This window comes from Paenibacillus sp. J31P316 (assembly GCF_056269105.1).
In genome coordinates this window covers 255954-277849 of the sequence record NZ_JBWDNI010000003.1, presented here as the reverse complement: position 1 = coordinate 277849, position 21896 = coordinate 255954, and the positions used below count along the sequence as shown (strand labels likewise).

13 protein-coding genes are annotated in these 21896 nt (G+C 58.0%); 2 read left to right on the top strand and 11 right to left on the bottom strand.

The genetic code is table 11. From position 1 onward, the window contains the following. Positions 1 to 25 precede the first annotated feature (25 nt). From AC0YNU_RS12395 to AC0YNU_RS12345, 11 genes are all read right to left on the bottom strand, one after another. Complete coding sequence (locus AC0YNU_RS12395) at positions 26 to 898, bottom strand: sugar phosphate isomerase/epimerase family protein (protein WP_475756758.1); 873 nt, start codon at positions 896 to 898, stop codon at positions 26 to 28. A 34-nt stretch (positions 899 to 932) separates the two neighbouring features. After that, positions 933 to 4172, bottom strand: coding sequence for an alpha-mannosidase (locus tag AC0YNU_RS12390; RefSeq protein ID WP_475756756.1), 3240 nt, complete (start codon positions 4170 to 4172; stop codon positions 933 to 935). 3 nt (positions 4173 to 4175) lie between these two features. Then, positions 4176 to 6485 (bottom strand): glycoside hydrolase family 3 N-terminal domain-containing protein, encoded by a 2310-nt coding sequence (locus tag AC0YNU_RS12385; RefSeq protein ID WP_475756754.1) that lies wholly within the window; start codon positions 6483 to 6485, stop codon positions 4176 to 4178. Between the two features lie 156 nt (positions 6486 to 6641). Beyond that, positions 6642 to 8306, bottom strand: a complete 1665-nt coding sequence (locus AC0YNU_RS12380) for a type 2 periplasmic-binding domain-containing protein (protein ID WP_475756752.1) — start codon at positions 8304 to 8306, stop codon at positions 6642 to 6644. A 141-nt stretch (positions 8307 to 8447) separates the two neighbouring features. After that, a complete protein-coding gene (locus AC0YNU_RS12375) occupies positions 8448 to 9347 on the bottom strand; it encodes a carbohydrate ABC transporter permease (RefSeq protein ID WP_475756749.1) in 900 nt (299 codons plus the stop codon). A gap of 14 nt (positions 9348 to 9361) precedes the next feature. Further along, positions 9362 to 10267, bottom strand: coding sequence for an ABC transporter permease (locus AC0YNU_RS12370; RefSeq protein WP_475756747.1), 906 nt, complete (start codon positions 10265 to 10267; stop codon positions 9362 to 9364). Positions 10268 to 10614: 347 nt separating this feature from the next. Next, on the bottom strand, positions 10615 to 12831 hold the full coding sequence (locus AC0YNU_RS12365) for a helix-turn-helix domain-containing protein (protein WP_475756745.1): 2217 nt from the start codon (positions 12829 to 12831) through the stop codon (positions 10615 to 10617). 114 nt (positions 12832 to 12945) lie between these two features. Then, on the bottom strand, positions 12946 to 14325 hold the full coding sequence (locus AC0YNU_RS12360; protein WP_475756743.1) for an alpha-L-fucosidase: 1380 nt from the start codon (positions 14323 to 14325) through the stop codon (positions 12946 to 12948). 57 nt (positions 14326 to 14382) lie between these two features. Continuing rightward, entirely contained in the window at positions 14383 to 16149 is a 1767-nt protein-coding gene (locus AC0YNU_RS12355) for a glycoside hydrolase family 35 protein (protein ID WP_475756741.1), read from the bottom strand. Positions 16150 to 16623: 474 nt separating this feature from the next. Continuing rightward, a complete protein-coding gene (locus AC0YNU_RS12350) occupies positions 16624 to 17328 on the bottom strand; it encodes a copper homeostasis protein CutC (RefSeq protein WP_475756739.1) in 705 nt (234 codons plus the stop codon). Positions 17329 to 17372: 44 nt separating this feature from the next. Next, positions 17373 to 19721, bottom strand: coding sequence for a helix-turn-helix domain-containing protein (locus AC0YNU_RS12345; protein WP_475756736.1), 2349 nt, complete (start codon positions 19719 to 19721; stop codon positions 17373 to 17375). Between the two features lie 245 nt (positions 19722 to 19966). Between AC0YNU_RS12345 and AC0YNU_RS12340 the strand changes: the two genes are divergently transcribed. Then, complete coding sequence (locus AC0YNU_RS12340) at positions 19967 to 20968, top strand: ABC transporter permease (RefSeq protein ID WP_475756734.1); 1002 nt, start codon at positions 19967 to 19969, stop codon at positions 20966 to 20968. Positions 20969 to 21006: 38 nt separating this feature from the next. Next, complete coding sequence (locus AC0YNU_RS12335) at positions 21007 to 21882, top strand: carbohydrate ABC transporter permease (RefSeq protein ID WP_475756731.1); 876 nt, start codon at positions 21007 to 21009, stop codon at positions 21880 to 21882. Positions 21883 to 21896: the final 14 nt, after the last annotated feature.

Below are 21896 nucleotides of genomic sequence, written 5' to 3'. Positions count from 1 at the left end.
CGCCTTCCCCTAGATCCGAATTTGGTTATGCTTCCTGCCACAGCGTGCGGAGATTATCCATCGCGATCCGCGACGCCGTCTTGCACTCTTCCATGCCTTCGAATTCGACCGTGATGTTCCCGTCGTATCCGGAACCTTTGATCAGCTTGATGATGCGCCGAATCGGAATTTCGCCATGGCCGACGATCGCGCCGCGCAGATAGTTGCCGTTGCTGGTGCGGAACCAGTCTCCTCCGCCCGGCGGCTCGTCGAACGGCCGGAAGTAGAAATCCTTGAAATGAACCAACGAGGCATAAGGCAGGTTCTTCATGACGCCGATGACCGGATTCTCGTCCACGCACATGAAATTGCCGATGTCGAGCGTCGTCTTGAAATTCGGACGATCCACCGCGTGGAGCACCCGCTGAACGCGATCGCTCGCCTGAACGCTGAAGCCGTGATTCTCGATCGTCGTCGTGATGCCGTATTGCGCCGCATAATCGGCAACGATTCGGCTGCCCTTGACGATGAGCGGCAAGCTTTCCTCGAACCAGGCAATCGTCATCTGTTCCTTCTCGATCGTAAACGCCGTCACGTCGTGGCGCATATGCGTCATGCCGAGTCTGTGCACGAGATCGACATGCGTTTTCATGCGGGCCATCTCCGCTTCGAAGGATTCCTCGTCCGGCTGCACGAAATTCGCCGGCATGGAATAGTTCGACAGCGCGATGCCGGCGGCTTTCGCATGCTCGCGCACGGCGTCGGCCAGCTCCGGATTATCGACGAGCGTGAAGCCGTACGGCACGATTTCCATATGCTCGCCGCCGTTCTCGGCGATCCAGTCAATGGCATCCAATACTGTCATTTCCCCGGACTTGAGCGCCCCCAGCAAACTGTATGTGCTTAAACCGATTTTCATCGCGATTACCGCCCTTCCATTCCTGAAAATATGATTATGCCAAATGGATCGATTTGATCTCGAACGGCTTGAACGCGAGCGCCACCATTCCTTCCGGGCTAACGCTGCAAGCTTCCAATTCGTCCTCCAGCAAATTGACGACGGACGCCCTGCGCGCGGTCGGCGGCAGCTGGAATTGAACTTGGTCGCGGCTGCCCGTCGATTCGTAGAAACGAAGAATGATGCCTTCGCCGCTTTCCGCCGGCTTGACCGTGTCCAATATAACCGTGCGGCTGTTCAGCTGCAGAAGGGTATACGTCGACGGCAAGCTCTTGCCGGAGCCGCGACCGTCCCCGCTTCCAGCCGGAACTTGGATCGCGATTGCCGGATGGTTCAATTCCGCCGCCCTGCGCACGACTTCGGCATTCCGCCAATCCCGTTCATGCGGGTACAACGAATAGGTGAATTCATGCTCGCCTTGATCCGCTGTGGCATCCGGCCATTTCGGCGCGCGCAGCAGCGACAGACGCAGGACGCCGTCCTTGATGTCGTAGCCGTACTTGCAGTCGTTCATGAGGCTGACGCCGTAGCCGCCTTCCGATATATCCGCCCAACGATGCCCGCACACCTCGTACTGCGCCTGATCCCAGCTCGTATTGCGGTGCGTCGGACGCTCCAACGCTCCGAACGGGATCTCGTATGCGGCCTTGGTCGACACGATATCGATCGGGAAGGCCGCTTTCAACAATTTATGGCTCTCATGCCACGACACGCGCGTTTTGAAATCCACCCGTTTCTGATGCGGGTAGAGGATCAAATCCTGCGTGATGCGCGACTTGCCCAGCTGCCACTCGAACCGGAGGATGTCGGCCGCCTCGCCGGACTGCACGACCCGCTTCCCGATCAGCTCCGCCTGGCCTGCCGGCTGCCGCTCGTATTTCGGATCGATGTCCCAAGCATCCCAGTACGTCGGCTTGTCATGGAAGAACTGCAGCTCGTTCGCCTTGGCGCCCGGCGGCAGAAGCTCGCGCTGCGCCGCCTTGTCCAGCCAGCGGACGATCTCGCCGCGCGCATTGAATTCCAGCCGGTAGTGCGCCGTCTCCCATGCGTCGAGTTCGCTTGCATCCACGCTTACTACGTGTTGCTGCGGCTCCCGTTGCTGCAGCGCCTCCTGCGTGGCCGGCTCCCTGAGCCAAATCGTCTTGTAGCCGAAAGCCGGAATCGCCGGAACGGTCACCAGCAAGCTGCCTTCCGATGCGCCGGATGCACTTGCTCCACCGACTTTGTCCGCCCCGACAGCCCCGTCAGCCTCACTCGCTACGCCCGGTTCATTCGCTACGCCCGGTTCATTCGCCAGCCAGTCGCACGGCAGCCGGAAGCCCGCTTCGTCATAAGCGCACAAACCCGCAAGCTCGTCCCCGCCTTCGATGACGACGGTCTCGTCCCGTTCCCAGCCGAGACTGTTGAACACGACATACGGCGTTCCTTCGCCCGAAGCATCCACCGCTCCGGCCAACGCGAGCATCGATGCCGTCAATTCCTGTCCGCCGAGGGCGAATACGTCCTCGTACTCCGCTGCCGACGTCTCGTACGTCTCCGTAATGGCCGTGCCCGGAATAATGTCATGGAATTGATTCAGCAGCATCAGCTTCCAGCCGCGGTTCATCGCATCGGCATTGACCTCGGCTCCCGTATAAGCGCGGGCCAGCGAAGCCCAAATCTCCGCTTCGCGATACAGCACCTCCGCCTTGCGGTTGCTCCGCTTGTTGCGGCCATGCGTCGTCAAGGTGCCGCGATGCAGCTCCAGATACAGATCGCCGTGCCAGTCTGGCAGCGTCTCCGCGACCTGGCCGACCTGGTCGAAGAACGCGCCGGCCGTGCTGAAGCTGCCCGCCGGCAGCCCCGGCATAAGCGGGCTGCGCTGCACGAATTCCACCATGTCTCGCGTAACGCCGCCTCCGCCGTCGCCGTGTCCGTACAGCAGCATCAGCTCGTTCAGCTTGTCCTGCTGCCGGTATTCCCGCCAATGCTCGTCCATGTTCTTCGGACGCGTATGCTCGTTCAATCCATGATTCAAGTACGAGACGATCGACGTGCCGTCGATGCCGACCCAGTTGAACAGCTCATGCGGGAATTTGTTCGTATCGTTCCAGTCCAGCTTGGTCGTCATGAAATAATCGACGCCCGCCAGCTTCAAGAGCTGCGGAAGCGACGCGCAATAGCCGAACGTATCGGGCAGCCATTCGATCGCCGAGCTCTTGCCGAACTCGTCCCGGTAGAAATGCTGGCCGTGAAGCATTTGGCGGACGAGCGACTCGCCGCTCGGAATGTTCAGATCCGGCTCCACCCACATGCCGCCGACAAGCTCCCATCGCCCTTCGGCGACCGCCTTCTTGATCTTGGCGTACAGCGCGGGATCATGCTCCTTCACGAACGCGTACAGCAGCGGCTGGCTCTGGGAATAGACGAAATCCGGATATTCCTCCATCAGCGACGTCATCGTGGAGAAGGTCCGGCTCACCTTGCGCACGGTCTCGCGCACCGGCCACAGCCAGGCGATGTCGATGTGCGATTGGCCCACCATATGCATCTTGCCTTGGTTCGGAGCCGGAGGGAATTCCGAAGCGATCCGATCGGCGAGACGACGCTCGACCGCGGTCACCCGTTCGCCGTTCAGCCATTCTTCCTCCGTCCATGCCTCGCATTCGTTCATCGTCTCGTACAGGGCGTCCAGCAGCCGACGGCGATTGCCGTCCTGCTCGGGCAGCAGCTGCATCGTCTCGTGCACGGTCTTCAAGCTGTAGCGCAATTGCCGCACAGGCTTGTTGAAGCGCACGAGCTTCACCTCGAACCGCGTCACCGGCGGATTGACCGGCGCCTGATCGTTCAGCGGATCGACCGGCTCCGGGATCGGATCGAACAATTCGAACTCCAGCAGCGGATCAAGGCCGACGCCTTCCAGGTACAACGGCACGACGTCATGATTACGGTCGATGCCTTGATACGACGCGCCGTTCACCCGAAGCAGGCCCTCTCCGCCGCCGCTGACGGTCAAGCCTGCCGTACCCGGCGCCCAGTGACGCGGAATCGCAATCCGTTTGGTCAGAAAATACGTGATCCCGTGCTCCCCGTCCAGCTGAACATCCTCCTGGAAGCTCCCCTCGCCGCCGGGCAGCGTCACGTATTCTCCCGGCAAGCCGTAGCGGGTTTTCTTGATATGCCAATTGCGCAGCGGCTGCGTCTCCGCCCACTGACGCTCCGATAAACCGCGAATAAAACGATGAATGCGATGCATGCCTTACCCCTCTTTCCGCACAGTCAACGCTGCGCCGATACCCTCTGCCGAGCTGCCGCCGACCGTGACGATAAATTCGCCCGGTTCCACCGCTTGCTTCAGCTGGGCGTTCCACATTTGCAGATGTTCCTTGTCGATCGTAAACTGAACGGGCTTCGTCTCTCCCGGCGCCAGCGTGACGCGCGCGAACCCCTTCAGCTCCTTGGCCGGCCTCGTCACCGAGCTGACGAGGTCGGACACGTACAGTTGAACGACCTCGGTCCCATGGACTTCGCCGGTATTCGTCACGTTGACCGTCACGACGGCTTCCCCGTCCGGCGCGATCTCTTCAGGGTATACGGTCAGATCGCCGTAAGCAAAGGTCGTGTAGCTGAGACCGTAGCCGAACGGATAACGCGGCTTCGCATCCATCTCGAGATACTTCTTCGAACCGCTTCGTTTCCCGTTATAGCGGACCGGCAGCTGCCCGACGTCCTTCGGCACGGATATCGTCAGCCTGCCGGAAGGATTGACGTCCCCGAACAAAATGTCCGCCAGCGCCGATCCCCCTTCCTGCCCCGGGTACCACGCTTCGATAATGGCGTCGGCATGTTCGTCGATCCAAGGCTCGACGATCGGACGGCCGTTGATATAGACGACGATCAGCCGTTTGCCGAGCCTATGAATGGCTTGCGCCAGCTCCAGCTGGACGCCCATCAGATGCAGGCCGGCGCGGTCAATTCCTTCACCGCAATCCATATCGCTCCAGGATAACCCCGTTACGACGGACGCGCCCGTCCGCAAGTCGATCGTCCCTTCGCCGAAATCCCTGGCGCTGGAACCGCCGAGCGCGAGCACGACGACATCCGCCTGCTCGGCGCAGGACAGCGCGGAAGCGAAGCCTTCGCGCGAATCGCCCTGAATTCTGCAGCCGGGCGCATAGCGTACGCGGTCGCCCGCTTCCTCGCCGAGCGCGGCCTTGATTCCGTCCAGCAAGGTAACGATCGCCTCCCGCGGCTGCGGCGACGTATAATCGCCGAGCTGGTTGTAGGCGTGATCGGCGTTCGGGCCGATCACGGCGATTTTACCCGCGGTCTCCTTGGCGAGCGGCAGCGCGGCTCCCTCGTTCTTCAGCAAGATGATGCCTTGACGGGCGAGCTCGCGGGCCAGTTCCTTATGCTCCTGACTGCCAATAATACGCGCGGCCTCCGCCGGATCGACGTACGGATTGTCGAACAGGCCGAGCTTGAACTTCGCCTCCAGGATCCGCTGAACCGCCCGGTCCAGGTCGGATTCGTCGAGCAGGCCGTTCTGAAGCGCCCCGAGCAGATGGGCGGCAAACATCTCGCCGGACATCTCCATGTCGATTCCCGCCTTCACGGACATCGCCGACGCATCCTCGCCGTCCTTCGCCACGTCATGACCCCAGGCCAGCATATTAACCGCGCCGCAGTCGGTGATGACGAAGCCGTCGAAGCCCCACTCCCGTCTCAGCACCCCGTTCAGCAATTCGTCGTTCGTCGTGCAAGGAACGCCGTCGATCTCGTTGTAGGCCGGCATGATGGACATCGCGCCGGCTTCCACGCCCTTCCGGAATGGCAACAGATCGATCTCGTGCAGCTCGCGCCGCCCCATATGGACGGGGCCGGCATTGCGTCCGCCTTCCGAGTGGCCGTAGCCGACGAAATGCTTCAGCGTCGCGATCACGCTGCCTTCGCCGTCCAGCCGTTCTCCCTGCAAGCCCTGCACGGCGGCGGCGGCCAGCTCGCCGATCATGTACGGATCCTCGCCGAAGCACTCTTCGGTTCTGCCCCAGCGCGGATCGCGAACGACGTCGAGCACCGGCGAATACGTCGCCGCTCCGCCTTGGCTGCGGGTTTCCAGCCCCACCGCCCGGCACATCTCGCGGTACAGCTCTACGTTCCAGGCGCTGCCGATCAGAAGCGGCACCGGGAACACCGTCGCGCCGATCGCCATATGGCCGTGCGAGCATTCCTCGCCGAACAGGATCGGAATGCCAAGCCGGGATTGCTCGATCGCGTAACGCTGAATGGCATTGATCGCGTGCGCGCCCTCTTCCGGGGACAGCCCGTTCTCGAGCGTCACTTCCGTCCACGGGTCCGCCCGCAGGGTGCCGTACAGGGAACCGATGCCGCCGGCTTTGATTTGTTCCCGAAATCCGGCATCCAGCTCGATCGTGCCGTCCTCCTGCTTATGGTATGTTTTCCATCCGAAGGGCTGCGACATCTGGCCGATCTTTTCCTCCGCCGTCATGAGCGCCAGCAGATCGGCTGCCCGTTCGGCGGCCGTGAGCGCGCTGTCTTTGTAACGCATCCGTCGATTTCCCCTTCCTGCTCCTGGACAAGCAGAGGGAAGTATACCCGAAGGAATACTTCCCGTGCGCTTGCGCTGTTTTGTTTTTCTCTATTATATAGAAGTTTGATTCGATATAAAAATTCGAATCGATAGACTTGGTTAACCGGGCTTGATTTACTTTTTCTCGATCGCCGATTGATAGATTTGGACATACTGCGGCAGGTTCAGGCCATCGAACCCTTTCACGTAGGAATCCCAATCCTTGTCGAGGTTTTTATCGCCGATGATGAACTGCGCCATGTTGGATTGCACGTAATCCTTGATGGACGTCGCCAATTGCGCCATCGTATCCGTATCTTCCGGACGCACGAACGCGCTGGACGGATACGATTCCTTCGGCGCATACGGCGCATACGCGCTGGTTGCATCCGCAAGGCGTTTCTCGTAGCCCGCGCCGGTGAGCGGATCCTGCGCCGTCGCGAACAGGTCGCGAAAGTCCTTCGACAGATCCTTCGGTCCAAGCAGCGACCAGCTGTCGTTGCGAACGACGTTCGGGTCGGCCTTCTCAAGATTGGCAAAGCTGTACTTGGCGGGCTTGCCATCGATGTTCAGCTCGTCCGCGTTCGCCTTCTTCCAGCCGATGCCTTCTTTCACGCCGTATTCGCTGAACAGCGCGCCTTCTTCCGTGAACGCGTAGTCGGCGATTTTGATTGCCGCGATTTGCTGCGCTTCGCTTGCTTTGTTCGTGATGGCCATCGCGAATTCGCCGAAGCCTTGCGACATGCCCGCAAGCTGAACGCCGTCCGGCCCTTTAAGCGGCGGTACGATGACCCAGTGCTTGCTGCGCGTTTTCGTATCGTCGTACGTATCGACCAGGTAGCTGAGCAGCGCCGTCGTGATGGAGCCGACGACCTCGTCGCCCTCGCGGTTGCCGAGCTGGCCGACCGCTTGGTCGTTTTGCGTGAACGATGCTTTGTCGATCAGGCCTTCGCTGTACAGCTTGTGCATGTAAGCCAAGCCTTCTTTCCACTCCGGCTTGTTCGCGGCAAAATCGATTTTGCCGTCGGTTACGGTCAAATACTTATCGTTATCGTTATAAATAAAGGCATTCATCAGGAACGAATCCACGTTGCCGTTCCATACGTATTTGTTCGGCGCGCCGGTCATCGGGATTTCGTCCGCTTTGCCATTGCCGTTAGGGTCTTTCGTCTTGAACGCTTTCAGTACGTTGTAGAGCTCGTCCGTCGTCGTCGGCACGGCCAGTCCGACCTTGTCGAGCCATTCCTTGTTCATCCAATATTTCTGCGAGAACGTGCAATGGTAACATTCATTGAAGCGCGGAATGCCGTAGATGTTGCCGTCCGGCGCCGTCATCGCTTCTTTCAAGTACGGCTTCTTGTCCATCATGGCTTTCAAATTCGGCGCGTATTTATCGATCAGATCGTTAAGCGGCACGAGCACGCCTTGTTTGCCGTAGGTCATCAAGTCCGAGTTCGTGAACTTGCCTTCCAAGAACACTTCCGGATAGTCGCCGCTCGCGAGCAGCAGCTGTCTGCGGTCGACGAGCGCATCGGTAGGCGCCAGATCCCACTTGATCTTTACGTTGAATTTCTGTTCGATGTATTTCGTGTAATCGTTATCTTCAAGCGGAGCCTTGCCTTGCGGAGCAAAGAATCCGAGATTGACCGGCTTGGCATCAGCCGCATCGGAAGCCTCGCCGTTCGAACCGGCTGAACCCGCATTGCTTGTATTTGCATTATTTCCCGAGCTTCCGCAAGCGGAAAGAACGATACTGCTGATCATTACAATCATGAGCGAAACCCAAATGGACTTTTTCAATGTTCGTCTCCTCCTTGAATCGTATCCTTCGCTTTCCTGCCCGCTAGCGGACAGTCCCCCTGCTTATTGCGCCATGAATGCATTGCCGTAACGTCCGCATCACCTCCACTAATAATTAACGATTCGCGGGCAATCCGCAAATCAGCCCTTCAAGGAACCGATCATGACGCCTTTGACGAAATGCTTCTGCACGAACGGATACATGATAAGCACCGGTATGCAGGCAACGACGATGAGGGCGTACTTCAGCACCTGCTCGAAGCCTTGGTCCCGCAGCGACTGCGCGGTGTTCGCCAGCATTTCCGGATCGGCCGCGTTCAGGATGAGCATGTTGCGAAGCACGTATTGAAGCGGAAACAGATGCTCGGACCGCAGATAGATCAGGGCATCGAAGTACGCGTTCCAGTGTCCGACCGCATACATCAGGGTCATAACGGCGAGGATCGGCTTCGACAGCGGCAGCACGATGCTCCATAGATAGCGAGTATCTCGGCAGCCGTCAATCTGGGAAGCCTCTTGCAGCTCCAGCGGAATGGAAGACATGAAGAACGTTCTGGCGATGATCACCTGGAAGATGGAGAATGCTCCGGGGAGCCACAGCGCCCAGCGCGTATCGAGCATGTGCAGGTTCTTGACCAATAGATACGTCGGGATAAGACCGCCGCTGAAAAACAACGTTACCATCATGAGAATCATGATGTACTTGCGGCCGGGCATCCCCCGCTGCGACAGCGGGAAGGCCATCAGCACGGTGAAGAGGACGTTGATCAGCGTGCCTACGACCGTATAGATGACGCTGTTATAGAAGCCCATCATTAACTGGGAGCTCTTGAAGATCGACTGATAGGCTTTCAACGAGAACTCGACCGGGTACAGCCACACTTGACCGGACACGACGGCGCTCGGCGAGCTGAGGGACGAGCTGAGAATATAAAGCAGCGGGTAAAGCACCGTTAGCGTCAACAGGCCGAGCAAGGCATAGATGAAGACGAGCAGCATGCGGTCGCCGAACGGTTCTCTGATGGTTTGTTTGGTCAACATGGACGGCCGCCTTTCTACCACAAGCTGTTTTGTGAAACTCTACGGGATATCGCGTTTACGGTGACGAGCAGGATCAGGTTGATGACGGAGTTGAACAACCCGACCGCGGAAGAGAAGCTGAAGTTGGCGCCGAGGAGGCCGACCTTATAGACGTAGGTGGAAATAACCTCCGACGTGCTCACGTTCAGCGAATTTTGCATCAGGTAGATTTTTTCAAAGCCGACGCCCATGACGTTGCCCAAGCTCAGAATCAGCATCGTGATCGTAATCGGAAGCAGCGACGGCAGATCGATATGAATGATTTTCTTGAACCTGGACGCTCCGTCCATGCGAGCCGCTTCATATAACGAAGGATCGACGCTAGACAACGCGGCGATATAAATGATGGATGCATAGCCCATTTCCTGCCATACCCCGGACCATACGTAAATGGACTTGAACAATTTGGGCTCGCCCATGAAATTCGTCGACGACCATCCCAGATAGGAGAACAGCTTGTCCACGACGCCGACATGCGGCGAAAGCATCAAGATGGTGATCGACACCATCACGACGGTCGATATAAAATGCGGCGCGTACGTGATCATCTGTACCGAGCGTTTGAAGAAGCCCATCCGGATTTCGTTCAGCGCCAGCGCCAGCAGAATCGGAACCGGGAATCCCGCGAGAAGCGAGTACAGGCTGATCAGCAATGTATTCTTGATGAGCAGCGGGAAATTCGGCGATTGAAACAATGCATTGAAGTGTTTAAAGCCCACCCACGGGCTGCCTAAAATCCCTTTGATAATATTGAAGTCTTTGAACGCGATGATGACGCCGAACATCGGAATGTATTGAAATATCAGCAGGTAAAGCACCGGAAGAAGGACGAGGAGATACAGTTCCCAGCTCCGTCTCATTTTGATCCATGTTTGCACCATCCGCATTTCTCCTTCTTTCAGATTGAATCGTCGTTGATTCTTCGGCCGGCTTCCCTGAGCGGCTCGGATTAATAGCTCGATTCTAGCCCGTTAGCGCCAGGAGCGGCAATTCGTAAGATTCGGCGATCACGCATTTTTCTCCGAGGGCGCATTTACGCGATCTTTACATGGGAGAATCCTGCGTACTCCCCGTTTTTCTACGCTGCGCGCTTTTCGCGGAATGTGTGGAGTATGTGGAATGTGTGGAATGTGTGGAACCTGTGGAGTGCTTGGAACATGGTGAAATGCGTGCAAACGAAAAAGAACCTTCAAGTCCGCCGCCACCGGCAGACTCAAGGTTCTTCGCATTATCGATCGGCTTGCTGCTTGCGATAATCGCTCGGCGACATGCCCGCAACGTTCTTAAAGGCCCGGTTAAAAGAGTTGTAGTTGAAATAGCCGACCTCCGTGCTGATTTCCTGTAGCGACTTGACGGTCGACAGCAGCAGCTGCTTGGCCTTGTCCATCCGCAGCCCGATCAGGAAATCCACGAAGTTGCCGCCGAATTCCTCCTTAAACAGCTTGCTGATGTTCTTGGCATGGATCGAAAACTTGTCGCTGAGATGGTCGAGCGACAGCTCCGGATTCGGATAGTTCTCTTCGATGTAAGCCCGGATATCGCCGATCACGGCCCGCGTCCCCTGGGAATCCTTCAACGTCTGCAGTTTGCCCGTCGCCGCCTCGAATACCTGCGTGCAGCCCTGCTTCAATTCAGCTAACGTCTCCCAGTTCGCCCAAAGCTCGCGAAGCTCCGCATCGGCATCCTTCCACACGTTGCGATAGTCCTTGGACAGCTCGAGGAAAACACGGTTCAGCTGCTGATGAAGAAACTGCATGAAGCTCTCGATTTCCTTGCGCGACGAGACCGAATCCGTAATTTGGCCGAACAGCTCGTCCAAATGCTTCTTCCAGCCGTCCTCTGCCAGCCGGATCGACTGCGACAGCGCATGAATCGTCCCGAAATAATCATGCGCATGATACTTGGATCCTTCCATTGCCTTCGAATCCAGCAGTCTGCCGGTGCCGAGCACCGCCTTATAGTGCAGCATATTGCGCGCGATTTCATGCGAACGCCGAATTTCCTCGAGACTTTCCGCCATGCCGTGAACGCCGATCGTGACGGTGAAGCTCAAGTTGCCGTGCACCCACTCCAAAACCTGCTCGCCGATTTGCGCGCTGAGCAAGCTGCCGTCCGCTTCATCGGGCACCCATACGATAGCGGACAGCTTGCGGTCCGCAACCCATTCGGCCCATACCGAAGCGCCGCTGAGCGAGGCAATCTCCTGCGTAACGCTCGCGACGACGAATTTCAAAATCGATTGATCCTGATGATGGTAGGCCGCGGTGAATTGCGAATAGCGATCGATCTCGAGCTCGAGCATGAACGCCTTCGTTCCCGCCGGATTCACGTGGAACGCGAGCAAATCCGTCTGCCATTCCGTCTCGCGAACCGGAGCGCTGCCTTCGACGGCCTCTTGAAACCGATGCTTCTTCTGCAAAATAATCGTTTCGTTGTCCTTCTGCCTCGTTCTCGTCGTCTCTTCCATCAGCTGCTCCAGCGCGCCTTGGATAAAACCGAACTCATTGCTTCCGAACGGATTGATCTCGGGCTTCACCAGGGCGCTTGTCCGAATGAGGGAGACGAGCTGACTGATCGGCTTGTAATTGCGGCGCGTGACATGAACGACCCAGAGGACGCCGAGCAGCACGACGGCCAGGGCGATGACGACCCATACGCTGTAGAAATCGAGCGCGATCCGGGACAAGCTTCCGCTCGCCGGCCCGCTCTCCACGAGCCAGCCCGTGTAAGGAGAGACGTAACTGGACAAGACGCTTCGTTTCCCGTTGTCGACGCCGTTGTCATCCATCAGGATGCCGCCCACTCTGTCGCTGATCCGAATGAACGTAAGCGCCGGATTGTACATGGGCGTTATCGCGTTCTTCAGCTTCGACAAGCTGACATTCACGACGATATACCCTTTTTTCGCCTTCGTTAATTGCGGGTAGCCCTGCACCAGCGATATCACATCCGCCGGCTCGGACGCTTGATAAGGCTTAAAGCTTCGCTTGCCCGACCATTTGCCCGGCTGCGCCTTCTGATTCATGAAAGGCAGGATAAAGGGCTGATCCAGAAAATCCGACTGCAGGCCCGCCCCGTCGCCTAGCACGAAGTTATCCTTCAGTCGGATGAAATAGACGGAATCGATGATCGAATAGTTGAGCTTCCAATCGTCGATCAGTTTATTGCCTTGAATATTGCCGTACACGTCGTCGCTGTCCGTGCCGAAGAACCGCTTCAACTCCGCGGAAGACAGCGTATCGCGTAAAATTTGGTAATCCAGCGTCTTCAAGGAATTGTCCGTAAACCGGACGGCTTGTTCCGCGAGAAACTCGTTCGCTTTGATCGCTTGCTTGCGATTCTGTTCGCTCAGCGATTGGAAGAACACGACGAATAAGATCGTCACCACCACGACAAACACGGGAAGATAGGATAATAGCAATTTGCGGAACCAGCTGCTGTTCATGTTATCCCCCTTATCCTCGCTCGTATTTGGCGGTGAAAGTTGCTAAAAATATTATTTTACACGATATGCTAGTGCAATTCTACCGCTGCGTCCGCGCTTGCCTCAGCCTCGTTATCAGGCTCGAATGCGGAATACGTGCGCAATCGGCGCATCCCCGCCTAACTGGCTAGCCGGAAGCCGCAGCGTAAGTCCGGTGTCGTCCTGCATGTACGAGACCGCTTCGTCCGTGCCGACGAGCTCGACGCCGGCCACCGCTTCGGTATAAGGAATCGTAATAGACTCCGATACTTGCGCATCCTCGCTAGCATACAGATAGGTGCAATACACGATGTCGCCTTTGCGCGTGAAGGCGCACCTGCTCGTGTAATACGGTGCGCAAATACGCGTGCCGTACACCGCTTCCCCATACACCTTCATCCAAGCGCCAAGGTCTTTCATGCTTCTGACGGCGCCCTTCGGCAATCGGCCGTCCGGCTGCGGTCCGACGTTCAGCGCCAGATTGCCGCCCTTCGCGACGACTTCCATCAGGATATGAACCAACTGGCGGGCGGATTTGTATTTGTCCTCGAATCCGAACGAGAACGAGGTTCCGATCGTAATGCAGCTCTCCCAAGGCACGTTCAGCGGACGATCCGGAATCGACTGCTCCGGCGTGACGTAGTTCTCGTACGCGCCGCCCACGGTGCGATCGGCCGACAGCAGCCATGGCTGCGTTTCGCGCGCGCGTTCCACCAGCTCGCCAAGTCGAATATCCTGACTGACTCTGCCGCCCTCTCTTACCCAGCCGGCATCCAGCCACAAAATATCGATGCGGCCGTAACGCGTCATCAGCTCCATGATCTGCTCATGCGTGAACGAGACGAATTTCTCCCACAGCCACGGATGCTCCTGCGGGTCGTAGGATGGTCCGCGCCACATGTGACGGCCTCGTTCCATGCCCGGTGCCCAGTAGGACTGCGTGTGCCAATCCGCCTTGGAGAAATACGCGGCGATGGCAAGCCCCTTGTCGCGGAACGAGTCGAATACCTGCTTGCACACATCGGCATACCGGTGCGCATGGAACGGCGTGTCGCTGCCGGTGATGCGGTAATCCGTCGTATGCGTATCCCACATGCAGAAGCCGTCATGGTGCTTCGTCGTGAAGATCAAATATTTAAATCCGCCGTCCGCAGCCGCCTCCGCCCATTTCTCCGGCTCGAACCGGATCGGATTGAACGTTTTGTTGAGCGCGAAATATTCCCGTTTCATTTCTTCATAATCATTCGTCCAGTCCACGTCGTTTCTGGCCCAATCGCCGTCTTCGTCGCTCAGCGTCCAAGATTCGACCATGCCGATCTGCGAATAAGGGCCCCAGTGCATCATCAGGCCCAGCTTCTGGTCCTTGAACCATTCCAGCCGCTCCAGCGTCACCGGATTGTCCGGCTTCACCCATTCCGATTCGCTGCTGTAATTATGCACGCCATTTTCGACTTCTTCGATTACGTTCTCGCTCATTGTTCGTTCCTCCTGGTAGGGCGGCAGTTGCGCCGCTGCTCGCGTGTTGGGGTGTGGTCATTCATAAGGCTGGTCGAGAATCGGGCGATCCGTGAAAACAACCGCCGCTTCCCGCGTATGATGGAGCTCGAAAATAACGATTTCGTTGTCGCCCTGCCGAAGAAGCGGCGCGGGCACGTACAACGTTCGCTGCGGTCCCTTGTTCCAGTAACGGCCGAGATTGAACCCGTTGATGTAGACGACGCCTTTCGTCCAGCCCTGCATATCCAGAAACGTATCCGCGCAAGAGGCGGTCCGGAAAGTTCCTTTATAGAAGCGAGGTTCTTCCTTGACGGCGGGAAGGTCGCAGGCATATCGCAGCTGCGACAACTCCTCCAGCGGCAGCGGCCGGATCTCCCAATCGAAGAGAAACTGGAACCCGAGACGGACGCCCTCCGTGATGCCTTTCGCATCCTTCAGATAGGGGCCGTAGTTGATCCTCCCCATATTCTCGACGAGGATATCCAGTCTCGCGCCTTGGGCCGGAATAATAATCGGCAAGGACTGCATCGTTTGCGCCCGTTCGATGACGCCTTGATACTCGCCGTCGACGAAGACCAGCGCCCTATCCCGCACCTCCTGCACGAACAGCCGCTCTTCCGGCCGCGGCCCGGAAACCCGAGTCGTGTACAGGATATAGCCGTAATTCTGTCCGAGCTTCTCCATCGGAATCGGCGTAATCGACTGGACCGGTGCGGACAAAACATTCAATTGCTCGAACAAGGCTGCCTGCTCCGGCAGCTCGACCCGGCCGTAAGCTTGTCGAGCCGCGGCAGGCGGAAGCCGCATCGGTTCAATGTCCGCATAGCGGGCTATCACTTCGCGTACCGCGTCATACTTGTCCGTCGGTTCGCCTGTCTCGTCCAGCAGCGCGTCATAATCATAGCTGGTGACCGTCGGCTCGTAGAGATTCGGCTCCTGGCAGTTCGCGCCGCTCGAGAAACCGAAGTTCGTGCCGCCGTGGAACATGTAGAAGTTGACCGAAGCGCCGGCCGACAGCATCTCCTCCAAGACAGCCGCGACATCTGCCGCGCTGCGCGCGTGATGCGGCTTGCGCCAATGGTCGAACCAGCCGTTCCAATACTCCATGCACATGAGCGGCGCGTTCGGCTGGTATTCCTTCAGCTTGTCGAACGAAGAAGACGGACTCGAGCCGAAGTTGACCGTCGCGAGCACGCCGGGAACGGACCCGCCCTGCAGCAGCGCGTCGGTCGGCCCGTCGGAGGTGAACAGCTGTACGTCGATGCCGCGCGCGAGCAAAGACTGCCGCAGATAGTCGAGGTAGCGCGCGTCATTGCCGTAGCTGCCGTATTCGTTCTCGATCTGCACGGCGATAATCGGCCCGCCGTTCGTGCAGAGCAGCGGCTTCAGCCGCGGGAGCAGCTCGTCGTAGTAGGCATCGACTTTTCGCAGGAATGCCGGGTGGCTGCATCTCAGCTGCATATCGGAATCGGCTAGCAGCCACGCGGGCAGCCCGCCGAATTCAAACTCCGCGCATATATACGGGCTCGGACGAACGATGACATGCAAGCCGAGACTGCCCGCCAGCGCGATATAGGCGCATACGTCGGCCATGCCGTCGAAGCGGAACTCGCCTTCCCGCGGCTCGTGGACGTTCCAGGCCACGTACGTTTCGACGGTATTCAAGCCGCATGCCTTCAGCTTCAGCAGCCGATCCCGCCATTGTTCGGGGACGATGCGAAAATAATGCATGGCGCCGGAGAGCAGCCGAATCGGCTCACCATCATAAACGAAGGCGCTTCCTTCTATTGAAAAAACACCCATTCTCGCACTCCTTCCATAAGTCTTATGAGACTTAGGATAAATGCGGTATCGGGCGCGCTCAACGGGATTTATTCGGCTGGTTCTCCTTTTTCCATCGAAGCTCTGGCACTCTACTATTTTCGCAGCAGCCATTCCGGCGAAAATAGAGAAGTCCGCGGGACAAATTGCGTGGCCGCGGGCTTGGCTGCCTGCGTGCTGGCCGTCCCTCCTACCTCCCACTCGGCGATTCCTTGCGCAGCCTGCTTAATCGAGTTAACCACCCTCCCGCCGTCTGCCTGGTTGAATTAGCTTCTCCTTCTCAGCCGCCAAAACAAAAAAACGCCGAATCCCCCGCTCCGAAGCATGCTGCAAAGTCCAAGTCAAAGGACCGCGAAGCATGCTCGGAACGGGAATTTCGCCGTTCACCATTATTCTCTCTATCGATAAAAATGAATCTCTTGCTATCTTCAATCAATGAAATGAATCTCTAGCTATCTATGAACGAAGCTGGTCCTGCCTCGCGAGCGCCTCGCGGACGGCCGCCAGCCGAACAGGGTCCAAAGGGGCCGTCTGCGCGCCGTTCCGACGTACGCCCGAGCCGAAATGCACGGCGCGTACCCCCGTCGTATTCACGAATCCAGCCAAGGACGCCGGCGTAAGGCCGCTCCCCGCCATGATTTCGATCGTCGTGCCGCTGCTCAGCCGCACCAGCCGGGCGATTTCCTCCGCCGCGTCCAACACGCTCGGCTTGCCGCCGGAGGTCAGAATCGTACGGATCTGCGGATAACGCGCCAGCGTCTCGAACGCTTCTTCCAGATGCCTGGCTTCGTCGAACGCCCGGTGAAAGGTAACAGGGATATCGTTCGCCGCATCCAGCAGCCGCTTCAGCTTCTCCTCGTCGACCGTCCGTTCGGGCGTCAGCGTCCCGAGCACGAACGCGCCTGCTCCGGCCTTCCCCAGCGCGGACATATCGCGGAGCATTTGCCCCATGTCCGCCTTCGAGTACATGAACGAGCTGCTGTGAGGGCGAATCATGACATGTACGGGAATGGTGCATTCCGCCGTCGTTTCTTCAATAAATGTCAATGCGGGCGTAAGCCCGCCTTCTTCGATGACCGATACGAACTCGATCCGGTCCGCGCCGTTCGCGGCCGCGACCCGGGCATCCTCGGGCGTCAGCGCGATAACTTCTAGCAGCATGCACAAGCTCCTTTGGCTGTATAGTAAAATCCGTCTATCCATTACTATACTATATTCCCTTCATGGCTTCCTGCCCGCGACGCGTATTGCGCCCGGTATTCGACGGGCGTAATCCCCTCCAAGTTCTTGAACGTGCGAATGAACGAGTTGCGGTTCGTAAAGCCGACCGCCGCCCAGATATCCTGCACGTAGAGATCGGTCGTAGCCAGCAGTTCCTTCGCCTTCCGAATGCGGAGCTCCTGCAAATACGGCTGGAACGGCTGCCCCAGCTCCTTCTTGAGCAAGCGCGACATATAGTTGGCCGACGTATTGAACTTATCGGCAAGCAGCTCGAGATGGAGATCTTCGGCGTAATGCTCGTCGATGTAAGACTTGAACGAAGCGGGCTCGCCTCCTTCCTCTCCGACGGCGTCGATCGCATCCATGATTTGCTCGTAATACGCGGCGATGAACGCCTTCAACAGCTCGCTCGAAGCGGCGTGCTCGGATAGAATCATCCGAACGTATTCGCGGTAGGTCGATTCCGGCAGCATTTTCTCCTTCTGCTTCAACACCTGGATGCCGATGACGTACAAGTTCATGTACAGCTCCTTGACCGCCAAATGGTTGCAGCCGAGCGAGTCGTGCGCGCGCAGAATAGCGTCCAGCATGCCCGATACCTCCGTCCGCTTGGAAGCGAGCAGCAGATTATGCAGCTTCTTCTCCTCGAATGGCGCAAGCCCTCCCTTGGCGTTCGTCTCCTCCTCTTCCCGATAGTAATGAATGCGGCGATCCGATTGCGGACCGAGACGCCATAGCGCCTTCATCGCCTCCAAATACGACAGCTGCAGCCCCTCGTAGCCGGCATGGACCCCTCCGATGCCGATATAGGCGTCCCGTACGAAGCCCTCTATCGGCCAATTGGCCTGCAGCGCTTCGAATTGCAGCGCGAAAATGTCTTGCGGCGCATCCTCCGGGAGATTGACGATCAGACAGAGGACATCCGGCTCCATCTCGATCAGAATGGCCGTGCTTCGGGACGTCAGCAAGGCGCGCATCGCCTGGAGCATGGAACCGTGCGCGGCATGCTGCTCTTCCGGCGTATAGACGTCGAAGTATGCCTTGTCGAACTTCACCCGAATCAGCGCGGCCGCAAATCCGCGATGCGGCAGCGCGATGCCGCTTTTCTCGAGCAGCGAACGCCCTTCCGTTTCGTTCGGCGCCCGGTTATGCCGAAGCATGCGGACGAACCAGCGCTCGACGGCCAGCGGAGCGACGACGGACAACCGGTCGCTGAGCGCGCCCATGTCGTCGAGCATCCGATGGATTTCCCGGTTAAGGAACTTGTATTCGTTGGTACGCGGAGCCGGCCCGTCCGTCAGCTTCGACATCATGGCGTGGATCGGCGCGTATAGGCTCCGGCTGAACGCCATCGACAACGCGAGCGACAAGGCGAAGGCGAGGAGGGACATCAGCGCCCCCCAATCTTTGACGGCTTTCATGCTGGTGCTGACGTCGGATTTCGGTACGAAGGCGAGCATATCCAGGTTTTTGAACAGAAACGTCGTGTTCTGCTGAAAAGCCGCGACCGGGCGGCCGCCCACTTCCAGCTTCGTCCTCGGTTCCTCGGAACCCTGGATCTGTCTGGCGGCGAGCGCCCAGTCCGCTTCATCGGACTTGCCCGCGGCGGTGGAGGCGATCAGCTTCCCGTCGTCCCCGACGACGAGCAGCTCGCTGTTCGGCGTCAGCTTGGATTCGTTCATCCGCTTGATGAGCGGGTCCAGCTTCAGATTAATGACGTAGATGTCGCTCGAGCGGTACTCGGCGATCGCCGTTTGGACGACGGGCAGGATATACGCGCCGCTGCGGGTGATTTTGGATGGCGGCAGAATTTGGAACGGCGTATGAGGCGCCGAGTAGCCGGACCAGAACGCGAGCGGATAACCGTCGAGCGCGCCGAAGGAGCCGTAATAGTCGGTGGCTGCATAGGTGCCGGCATTGCTGATGATCAGATTATTTTGCCGCTTGTAAATGTAGACGCTGTCGATGTAATCGTTCATGAGGCGAATGCGATTCAGGGAACGGATCGTCTGGGATACGAGCGCATAGCTCGGCGGGTCGTCCGAACGAAAATCGGATGCGAACAGTTGGATGACGTCCGGGTCAAGGGAGAGCAGATAGTTGGAATTATAGATGCCGAGAAAGACGTTGTTGAGGTCCGATGCGATGGAAGTGAGCGATTTATTGTAGTTGAGCTCGAGCTCATGCTCGAAATAGCGGAGATTGACCCGATACGCGACGTAATTGACGAGCTGAATGAGCAGCGATACGGCCAGGAAGAACAGGAAGAACCGATAGAGAAGACTTCGGAAGCCCCCGTTCATGAAATCGCGGAGCTTGCTGCCGGTGCGCATTCTTCCACCTCCCCTTAACGAAGTTATGGTGATCACCATTATAGAGATACTCGGAGATTTGCGTCAACTATAAGTAAAATAAACTGACACATAATTAAGAATTTGAGACATGAGTCATATTTTTATCCCTATTTCCTCAAATTGGTGTAACATTTTATAACACAACTATCAAATTGGGTGTTTTCGATACGGTTGCCGGCATGTTGAGATAGAGGCAGGCAATAACGAAAGGAGGCGCGAAGCCCATGGGTTCGAATTCGGCGGTCGAGGTCGAGCCGAGCGAGAGCGGCGGCAGTTCGTTGATCGCAACCAATAAAGAAGCGCGAAAAGGAGCGCGCAAAACGGGGATCGGCTATTATTTCAGATTGAACATGTACTATTACGCTTTACTGGCCTTGCCGCTTCTCTACTTCGCCGTCTTCCGCTACGGTCCGATTCTGGGCAACGTCATCGCCTTCCGCAAGATGGCGCCGGGCGGATCGGCGTTCGGGACGGAGTGGGTCGGGCTTCATTATTTCAACCTGTTCTGGCACGACTCGAACTTTTGGCTCGCATTCAAGAACACGTGGCTGCTGGCCGCCTTTCACTTGGCGATTACGTTCCCGGTCACGCTGGCTTTCGCCCTGCTCGTGAACGAAATCGGCCGGGCCCGCCTCCGCAACCTGCTGCAGACGATCGCCTGCTTCCCGAATTTCGTCTCCGTCGTCGCCGTCATCGGGCTCATGAAGGAGCTGCTCTCGCCGACGAACGGCATCGTGAACGATGGACTGGCGAAGCTGTTCGGCGCCGCGCCGGTCTTCTTCATGAACGAGCCCGGCTGGTTCCGGACGCTCTTCATCTCCTCGGATATCTGGCAGTACACCGGCTGGAGCGCGATCATCTATTTGGCCGTGCTGTCCGCGGTCGACCCCCAGCTGTACGAAGCGGCCGAGATCGACGGCGCGAACCGGTGGCAGCAGACGCTTCACGTGACCTTGCCGCAGATCATGCCGACGGTATCCGTGGTGTTCGTCCTCTCGTTCGGGCAGCTGTTCAGCCTCGGATACGAGAAGGTGCTCCTCATGATGACGCCGAGCAATTCCCAGACGAGCGACATCATCGACACGTTCGTCTACCGGATGGGCCTTCAGGGCAACAACTACGGCTACGCGGCGGCGGTCGGGCTGTTCGGCGGATTGGTCAGCCTCGCGCTGGTCATCGTCTCGAACCGGGTGTCCCGACGATTGACCGGATATTCGCTCTACTAACTACCGTCAAGTAACTACCGCCAAGGAGGTGACCGCGCATGTCCTACCGCCAATCGGCGGGCTACCGGCTGTTCGCCGCATGCAACGCGCTCGTCATGATCGCCGTCGCCGCGGCCATCCTGCTGCCGTTTCTGCATCTGCTGGCCGTATCGATCAGCGATTCCGCTGCCGTCGTAGGCGGGCGAGTCGGCTTTTGGCCGATCGGTTGGGAGCCGCGCTCATACGTCAAGGTCTTCCATCATCCCGCGATTACGCAAGGGTTTCTGAATGCCTTCACGCAAACCGCGGTCGGCACGTTCATCGGCGTGTTCATGCTGACGATCTGCGCTTACCCGCTGTCCAAGCCGATCAAGGGCCGCCGGTACATCGTCTGGTTCATCATGGCGACGATGTTCTTCAGCGGCGGGCTCATCCCGACTTATACGGTCGTGCGCGGACTCGGAATGATCGACTCCATCTGGGCGATCGTCATCCCGTTCTGCATCATGCCGTACTACCTGATGATCATGATCAGCTTCTTCCGGTCGTTTCCCGAGAGCCTAGAGGAATCGGCGATGATGGACGGCATGAATCCCGTTCAGATCTTGTTCCGGATCGTGCTTCCGCTCTCCAAAGCCTTGCTCGCCACCATGTGCTTGTTCTTGGCGGTCTATTATTGGAACAACTGGTTCAACGCCCTTATCTATCTGAACAGTTCGGACAAATACCCCGTGATGCTCATTGCCCGCAACATCGTCGCGGGCGCCGAGCTCGCATCCAACCAGTCGCTCGGCATCGGAGCCGAGGACAGCACGTCCTCCGCTTCGCTCAAGGCAGCCGTCATCATGGCGACGACCTTCCCGGTCGCGGCGTTGATCCCGTTCGTACAGAAGCATTTTCAGAAAGGCGTCATGATCGGCGCCATAAAAGGATAATGGAGGAGAGAACC